6 protein-coding genes are annotated in these 6,788 nt (G+C 68.1%); 4 read left to right on the forward strand and 2 right to left on the reverse strand.

What is annotated here, in order from left to right:
• Nucleotides 1–81: 81 nt before the first annotated feature.
• Nucleotides 82–1,221 carry a homogentisate 1,2-dioxygenase gene (locus DMO17_RS11910; protein ID WP_110682697.1) on the reverse strand — a complete coding sequence of 380 codons (1,140 nt, stop codon included), beginning with the start codon at nucleotides 1,219–1,221 and terminating at the stop codon, nucleotides 82–84.
• Between the two features lie 4 nt (nucleotides 1,222–1,225).
• A complete protein-coding gene (hppD, locus tag DMO17_RS11915) occupies nucleotides 1,226–2,308 on the reverse strand; it encodes a 4-hydroxyphenylpyruvate dioxygenase (RefSeq protein WP_110682698.1) in 1,083 nt (360 codons plus the stop codon).
• Between the two features lie 372 nt (nucleotides 2,309–2,680).
• Between hppD and ccoG the strand changes: the two genes are divergently transcribed.
• The 4 genes from ccoG to DMO17_RS11935 all read left to right on the forward strand — a co-directional run.
• Nucleotides 2,681–4,096: a cytochrome c oxidase accessory protein CcoG gene (gene ccoG, locus DMO17_RS11920; RefSeq protein ID WP_110682699.1), complete on the forward strand. Its 1,416-nt coding sequence runs from the start codon at nucleotides 2,681–2,683 to the stop codon at nucleotides 4,094–4,096.
• Nucleotides 4,097–4,158: 62 nt separating this feature from the next.
• On the forward strand, nucleotides 4,159–5,568 hold the full coding sequence (gene mapR / locus DMO17_RS11925; RefSeq protein ID WP_110682719.1) for a GntR family transcriptional regulator MpaR: 1,410 nt from the start codon (nucleotides 4,159–4,161) through the stop codon (nucleotides 5,566–5,568).
• 87 nt (nucleotides 5,569–5,655) lie between these two features.
• On the forward strand, nucleotides 5,656–6,261 hold the full coding sequence (locus tag DMO17_RS11930; protein ID WP_110682700.1) for a hypothetical protein: 606 nt from the start codon (nucleotides 5,656–5,658) through the stop codon (nucleotides 6,259–6,261).
• A 334-nt stretch (nucleotides 6,262–6,595) separates the two neighbouring features.
• A partial coding sequence (locus DMO17_RS11935; protein WP_146224917.1) for a hypothetical protein occupies nucleotides 6,596–6,788 on the forward strand: 193 nt, incomplete at its 3' end.

A 6,788-nucleotide genomic window follows, 5' to 3' on the forward strand; every position in this document is an offset into this window, starting at 1 on the left:
CCGCGTAGGCAGAGGGTGGAGTTGCCTGCCCCCTCTCCCTGGCCCTCTCCCCGAGGGGAGAGGGAATAGTCCGTGCTGTTCTCAGCCTGGTTTCCCCTGCGCACGCCAGGAGTTCACGTATTCGGGCACGTCCACGGCGGCAGCGGCCTCGGCCACTTCCAGCGCGCGGCGGGTGTCGATCATCACCGCCACTTCCTCAGCGAAGGTGGCCGGATCGATCTGGGCCTTCTTCAGCGCCTTGGGGTGCGGGCCGTGGGGGAAGCCGCAGGGGTGCAAAGTCACCATGCCGGCCTCGATGTTGTCGCGGCTGAAGAAGTTGCCACGGTGGTAGAACAGCACCTCGTCGTAGTCGTCGTTGTTGTGGAAGAACGGCACCTTGAGCGCGCCGGGATCTGACTCGACCGGGCGCGGGGTAAAGGTGCACACAACAAAACCATTGGCGACGAAAGTGGTATGGGCCGACGGCGGCAGGTGGTAGCGGTGGCTCATCAGCGGGCGGATATCGCGCCAGTTCAGGCGCACCACGGTGTTGTCGCCGTGCCAGCCCACCGCATCCAGCGGGTTGAACGGATAGGTGACGGTGCTGATCTGGTTGCGCCGCTTGATCCTGATCTGCCAGCTCTGCTCGTCCTGCTGGGCCTTGAAGGCGGCGTCGATGTGCGGGTGGTCGAGCACCGCCGGGTCGAAGATCGCCTGCGGGCCGAGCAGGCCCTTGTCCGGCAGCTGGTAGGCGCCGTCGGTATTTTCGATCAGCAGGAAGTGGCTGGGCGCGCTCGGCTCGATGCGCCAGGCGGTACCGCGCGGGATCAGCAGATAGTCGCCGTCGCGGTACTCCAGGTGGCCGAAGTCGCAGTAGAAGTGCCCTGCCCCGTCATGCACGAACAGCAGCTCGTCGCCGTCGCTGTTGCGCACCAGGTGGCGCATGGCGCCGTGGGTCTTCCACACGCGCAGCTTCACGTCGGCGTTGTGCAGGGTCAGCGGCGCCTCCAGCGGGCAGTCGCGCTCGCTGGCGATCCGATTGAAGTTGAACGCGTGCGGGCGCAGCGGCCCTTCCCAGTCGACCCAGCCGGTGGGCGGGTGCTTGTGGTGCAGGTGGGTCACCGGGCCGAAGAAGCCTTCGCGGCCCATCTCCCGCTCGTAGGTGCCCTCGGGGAAATCGCAGTGCGCCTGGCGCGAGTGCTCGCCCTCGCGCAGGGGGAAGCTGATCCATTTGCGGCTCATTGCATCACTCCTGAGTGATCACGCCACGACGCAGCTGGTCTTCCTCGATGGATTCGAACAGCGCCTTGAAGTTGCCCTCGCCGAAGCCCTGGTTGCCCTTGCGCTGGATGATCTCGAAGAAGATCGGGCCGATCACCGTGTTGGTGAAGATCTGCAGCAGGATGCCGTCGTCACCCGGCGCCCCGTCGATCAGGATGTTCAGCTCGCGCAGCTGCTCCAGCGGCTCGCCGTGGCCGGCCACGCGGCTGTCGACCTTTTCATAATAGGTGTCCGGGGTGGTCATGAAGTCCACGCCATTGGCGCGCAGGCGACGCACTGTCTCGTAGATATCGTCGGTGCTCATGGCGATGTGCTGGATGCCCTCGCCGTGGTACTCGCGGATGAATTCCTCGATCTGCGACTTGTCGTCGGCCGACTCGTTGATCGGGATGCGGATCTTGCCGCAGGGCGCGGTCATGGCGCGGGAGAACAGGCCGGTGAGCTTGCCTTCGATGTCGAAGTAGCGGATCTCGCGGAAGTTGGCGATGCGCTCGTAGAAGCCGGACCAGACTTCCATCTGCCCGCGCTTGACGTTGTGGGTCAGGTGGTCGATCTGCTGCAGGCCGACGGCATGGTCGCCCGCCGAGCGGCCCTCGATGTATTCGAAGTCGACGTCGTAGATGGTCTTGTCGCCGTAGCGGTCGACCAGGTACAGCAGCGAGCCGCCGATGCCTTCGACGCAGGGGATGTTCAGCTCGCCGAAGTTGGCGTGGCTGCCGACCAGCTTGGCGCCCTGCTGCTCGACGTAGGCGGCGGCCTGGGCCGCGTTCTTCACCCGGAAGGCCATGGCGCAGGCGCTCGGCCCGTGCTTCTCGCCGAAGGCGCGGACATGGCCGGTGGGGTTGCCGTTGAGCACGAAGTTGATGTCGTTCTGCTGGAACAGCCAGACCTGCTTGGAGCGGTGCTTGGCCGTTTCGGTGAAGCCCATGGCGGTGAACAGCTGGCGCAGCTGCTCGATGCCTTCCGGCGTCGGCGCGGTGAATTCGACGAACTCGAAACCGTCGGTTCCGATGGGGTTGTGCTGATCGATCTTGGCCACGGCGTTCATCCGGCCTCCCTGAATTGTTGTTGTGGGGCAATCGCCCGCCTTGGCGGCGGTGCGGGTGGGTTGCCCCCATCACAACCCCGGGCCGGCACGCGGACAAGCCGAGGCGAATGCCGCCAGAAGCGGGATAGCCTGGCGGACCGGCAAGTTTTTCTTACACCACCCGGATCGAGCGGGAGCCCTCCCCGAACCTCGGCATCCACGTAACGATTTCTTGCCAGCGTGGTTCAGGCGGCTGCCACCTGCTGCGCTCCTGCGCCGCACTGCGCCCGCGACGCATCTGATACGGTTTTTCCCGGCAAACCTGAGTCTGTTATGCAAACAGCCCGGCAGGCACAGTGCACGCAGCCCGATTAGCAGCCCGAGAGGCCCACCATGAGCGAGCGCATAGCGGCGCGGATCATCGAATCCGACGCGCCGCGCCAGCCGTCCCGCCTGACCCCGGCACAAGCCGGCGGACCGATCCACACCCGCAGCTTCAGCGGCCGCTTCCGCAACCTGCGCCTGTACGGCGCGGGGCTGCTGATGCTGATCTTCTTCGGCACCGCCTGGCTGGACTGGGATGGCCGTCAGGCGGTGCTGTGGAACCTGGCCGAGCACCGCTACTACATCTTCGGCGCCACCTTCTGGCCGCAGGACTTCATCCTGCTCTCGGCGCTGCTGATCATCTGCGCCTTCGGCCTGTTCACCATCACGGTGTTCGCCGGCCGCGTCTGGTGCGGCTACACCTGCCCGCAGAGCGTGTGGACCTGGCTGTTCATGTGGGTGGAGAAGCTCACCGAGGGCGAGCGCAACCAGCGCATCAAGCTCGACGCCGCCCCCTGGGGCCCGGCCAAGCTGCTGCGCCGCGCCGCCAAGCACGGCCTGTGGCTGGCGCTGAGCCTGCTCACGGCGCTGACCTTCATCGGCTACTTCACGCCGATCCGCCCGCTGGCGGCCGAGCTGTTCGGCGGCCAGCTGGAGGGCGCCGCGCTGTTCTGGATGCTGTTCTTCACCGGCGCCACCTACCTCAACGCCGGCTGGCTGCGCGACAAGGTCTGCGTGTACATGTGCCCCTACGCGCGCTTCCAGGGCGTGATGTTCGACCGCGACACCCTGCTGGTGGCCTACGACGCCGCCCGCGGCGAGCACCGCGGCCCGCGCAGGAAGGAGGTCGACCACCGGGCCGAGGGCCTCGGCGACTGCATCGACTGCACGATGTGCGTACAGGTCTGCCCTACCGGCATCGACATCCGCGACGGCCTGCAGGTCGAGTGCATCGGCTGCGCCGCCTGCATCGACGCCTGCGATAGCGTGATGGACAAGATGGGCTACGCCCGCGGCCTGATCCGCTACGGCTCCGAGCGCGAGATGCAGGGCGGCCGCCGCCAGTTGCTGCGGCCGCGCCTGGTCGGCTACGCAGCGGCCCTGCTGCTGATGATCGGCGCCTTCGCCTGGGCCCTGCAGGCCCGCGCCCTGGTGTCCCTCGACGTGGCCAAGGACCGCGGCATGTTCCGCGAGAACGCCGCCGGGCAGATCGAGAACGTCTACCGCCTCAAGCTGATCAACAAGAGCCAGCAGCCGCAGCGCTACCACCTGGGCCTGGTGCCCGGCCAGCCGTTCCGCCTGAACGGGCCGAGCGACCTGCGCCTGGCCGCCGGCGAGATCCTCGAGGTACCGGTCAGCGTGGTGCTGGAGCGCGAGCCACTGGGCCGCAGCCCGGCGCCGGTGCGCTTCGAGGTGATCAACATGCACGACGGCGAGGAGCGCCAGGAGGCCGCCAGCACCTTTATCGCACCGAGCGGGCGCTGATGGCCGCGCCCCGCCTGCTGCCCGTAGACTGTGACCTGCCCACGGCCACCCTCACGGACAAGATGAAGCGCTACGAGCAATTCGCCGACCAGATCGCCGAGCTGATCCGCTCCGGCGTGCTCGCCCCCGGCGAGCGCGTGCCCTCGGTGCGCCATGCCGGCCGCACCTACGGGGTCAGCCCGTCCACCGTGTTCCAGGCCTACTATCTGCTGGAGGATCGCGGCCTGATCCAGGCCCGCGCCCGTTCCGGCTATTTCGTCCGCGAGCTGGCGCGCCAGCCTCTGGCCGAGCCGCAGGTCGGCGCCACCCCGGCCGCCAGCACGGCGGTGGACGTCAGCGAGCTGGTGTTCTCCGTGCTCGGCTCGCTCAAGGACCCGGCCACCGTGCCCTTCGGCTCGGCCTTCCCCAGCCCCGAACTGTTCCCCCTGCCGCGCCTGGCGCGCAGCATGGCCCATGCCCTGCGCGACATGCCGGGCCACGCGGTGATCGCCGACATGACCGCCGGCAACCCCGACCTGCGCCGGCAGATCGCCCTGCGCTACATGGTCGCCGGCGTGCGCCTGGCGCTGGAGGAACTGGTGATCACCAACGGCGCCATGGAGGCGCTCAACCTGTGCCTGCAGACGGTGACCCGGCCGGGCGATCTGGTGGCCATCGAGGCGCCGGCCTTCTACGCCACCCTGCAGGTGCTGGAGCGGCTCAAGCTCAAGGCGGTGGAGATTCCCGTGCACCCGCGCGAGGGCATCGACCTCGGCGTGCTGGCCGAGCGCCTGGACAGCCTGCCGATCAGGGCCTGCTGGTTCATGAGCAGCCTGCAGAACCCCATGGGCGCCAGCCTGACGGAGGCGAAGAAGGCCGAGCTGTACGCCCTGCTCAAGCGCCACCAGGTGCCGCTGATCGAGGACGACGTGTACGCCGAGCTGCATTACGGCCAGCAGCCGCCACGGCCGGTGAAGGGCTGCGACGACCAGGGCCTGGTGATGCACTGCGGCTCCTTCTCCAAGAGCCTGGCGCCGGGCTACCGGATCGGCTGGGTGGCCGGCGGGCGCTTCGCCGAGCAGATCGCCCGGCTCAAGCTGATGACCACCATCTCGCCTTCGGTGCCGGCCCAGGCGGCCATCGCCGACTACCTGCAGCACGGCGGCTACGACCGCCACCTGCGCAAGCTGCGCATCGCCCTGGAGACCCAGCAGGCAGCCATGCTCGCCTCCGCCGCCCGGCATTTCCCGGCCGAGACGCGGGTGAGCCGCCCGGCCGGCGGCTACTTCCTGTGGTTCGAGTTCCCCGAGCGGGTCGACTCGCTGCAGCTGTTCCAGCTGGCCCTGGCCCAGGGCATCAGCCTGGCGCCGGGGCCGATCTTCTCCGCCACCCGCGGCTTCCGCCATTGCGCGCGACTGAACCATGGTCACCCCTGGGACGCCCAGAGCGAGGCGGCGATGGAACTGCTGGGGCGAATCCTGGCCTCATTCTGAGCGGCCCGCGCGGCATCCGCCGGAAAATAGTGGCACACTGACATGAACGGCGCAGGAGGCGCAGCACAAGAATGAAGGGTGAAGCCCATGACTGACGACAACCAAACGACCGCCATCGAGGTGCTCGACGACGCGCAGCGCATCGAGCAGCTGGAGCGGGCCGGCAAGCTCAACCGCCTGCTGATCTACGGCCTGGCCGGCGCCCTGCTGCTGAACCTGATCGCCTGGGTGCTGGTGGCCGTGCTCGGTGGCTCCGCCGAGCCGGACGAGGAAACCCTGGCGGCCCTGGCCAGTCGCGCCAGCGTCGAGACACTGCAGAAGGAGGTCGCCGCCCTGCAGCTGCAGATCAACCCGCTGCAGCAGCAGCTCAAGGATCAGCAGAAGCTCATCCTGATGCTTTCGCAGCAGCAACAGAAGCCGGCCGCGCAAGGCGACGCCGCGCCTGCGGCGGCCGCCAGCGGCGAGCAGGACAAGGAAAACGTGCGCATGCTGGCGCGCACCCTGATCGGCCAGGAGCGCAACTACCAGCACACCCTCGGCGCACTCAAGGACGGCATGCGCGAACTGGCCGGCATGACCCCGGGCTCGCGCAGTTGGCTGGACTTCTACGAGGAGTCCCTGGCCAAGCCGCTGGCCGACAGCCAGGCGCGGGTCAAGGCGCTGCAGGAGTGGTCGGGGGAAGAGGGCAAATAAAGCGGCGGGCGCAACGCCCTGCGCATAGGCAGTGAGAAATCTACGCCTTTAACCCTCCATAGCCCGGATGCAACCCGGGCTATGGAGTGGCCTGCTTCCCGGATTGCATCCGGGCTACGACTGAACAGCGGACTCGATTCTCCAGCGCCTATCCACCATCCGCTCAATCGGCGGTCTCGTCGACGTCATCCGCCGGATCCCTGTCTTGGGCTTCCACGGCCTTGCTCAGGCCCAGTGCCCCGGCGATGGCCGCTGGCGTAGAGGCCACCACGTCAATGGCCTTGGCCAGCCCGGTCGTCAGGCCGGAGCGGGCTGCCGCCGAAGTGGTCGTGCCATGGCCCTGGCCCTGGCCCTGACCAACGCCGGTTCCGGTCGCATGACCGAGGCCTTGGCCCTTGCCCTGGGAGTGCTCGCCACCGGCCAAGCCATGCCCCTTGCCGCCACCCACACCATCACCGTGACCGCCACCCACTCCACCGCCATGGCCGCCACCGTGACCACCGCCACCACCGCTGCCACCTCCGCCA

Origin of the sequence: Aquipseudomonas alcaligenes (assembly GCF_003205495.1) — a bacterium.
In the GTDB taxonomy this organism is placed as follows: domain Bacteria; phylum Pseudomonadota; class Gammaproteobacteria; order Pseudomonadales; family Pseudomonadaceae; genus Aquipseudomonas; species Aquipseudomonas alcaligenes_B.

Bases quoted from the DNA above. Each gene is read 5' to 3' on its own strand.
- DMO17_RS11930 (WP_110682700.1), top strand. From the start codon at position 5,656: ATGACTGACGACAACCAAACGACCGCCATCGAGGTGCTCGACGACGCG.
- mapR (WP_110682719.1), top strand. From the start codon at position 4,159: ATGAAGCGCTACGAGCAATTCGCCGACCAGATCGCCGAGCTGATCCGC.
- DMO17_RS11910 (WP_110682697.1), bottom strand. From the start codon at position 1,221: ATGAGCCGCAAATGGATCAGCTTCCCCCTGCGCGAGGGCGAGCACTCG.
- ccoG (WP_110682699.1), top strand. From the start codon at position 2,681: ATGAGCGAGCGCATAGCGGCGCGGATCATCGAATCCGACGCGCCGCGC.
- hppD (WP_110682698.1), bottom strand. From the start codon at position 2,308: ATGAACGCCGTGGCCAAGATCGATCAGCACAACCCCATCGGAACCGAC.